This window comes from Vibrio sp. 811 (assembly GCF_033339195.1).
Genome location: NZ_JAWOUB010000464.1, coordinates 1 through 671 on the forward strand (window position 1 = coordinate 1; position 671 = coordinate 671).

Sequence of the window (671 nt, forward strand, 5' to 3'; positions counted from 1 at the left end):
GCGGCACGCAAATAACTAGGTTCTGCGAATGGCTATTTTAGGTTTAGGAACCGACATTGCTGAAATCGAGCGTATAGAGAAAGCGCTAGGCCGCAGTGGTGAACCTTTTGCTCGACGTATTATCTCTGAGGATGAAATGGCAAAGTTTTCGCAACTTAAGCAGCAACGCCGTTATCCTGCTAAGCGTTTTGCCGCTAAAGAGGCAGCATCGACACCGCTAGGTACGTGGATTGCTCAAGGCGTAACTTTTCATGATTTTACCGTCTCGAATGATGAGTTGGGTAAGCCGGTTTTAATGCTGTCTGGCGTGGCTCAAAAAATGGCGCAGACGATGGGCGTTAATCACGTTCACTTATCCATTTCTGATGAACGTCACTACGCGGTTGCGACCGTGATTCTTGAATCCTAACCCTTTAAGCTGAATAACAAAAGCCAGAGCAAATGCTCTGGCTTTTTTGTATGAAGTTTAGTCAGAATACTACTGCTCTAGATAAAGTTTTGCAGTGGTGGTGACCTTAATCATTTCATCTTGCAGTTCAAACATTTCAGGTTCAATTTCTTCAATGCTGGCTCCTGAACGAAGTGCGTGTTCAAGCGTAGCACAGAGAGATTTTAGCCTTGGTACGCCACAATAAGAGCTACTGCCGTGCAGTTTGTGGATCACATGAATT

General features: G+C 45.0%; 2 protein-coding genes. One reads left to right on the plus strand and one right to left on the minus strand.

The features are described 5' to 3' along the window. The first annotated feature begins 28 nt into the window (after window positions 1-28). Window positions 29-409: a holo-ACP synthase gene (gene acpS, locus R7Q46_RS27505; protein ID WP_318078322.1), complete on the plus strand. Its 381-nt coding sequence runs from the start codon at window positions 29-31 to the stop codon at window positions 407-409. A 69-nt stretch (window positions 410-478) separates the two neighbouring features. On the opposite strand, the gene R7Q46_RS27510 is transcribed toward acpS, so the two are convergent. Next, on the minus strand, window positions 479-671 hold a 193-nt coding region (locus R7Q46_RS27510), incomplete at its 5' end, for an Hpt domain-containing protein (protein ID WP_318078323.1).

Excerpts from the sequence above, each read along its gene's own strand:
- acpS (WP_318078322.1), top strand. The coding sequence starts at position 29 with ATGGCTATTTTAGGTTTAGGAACCGACATTGCTGAAATCGAGCGTATA.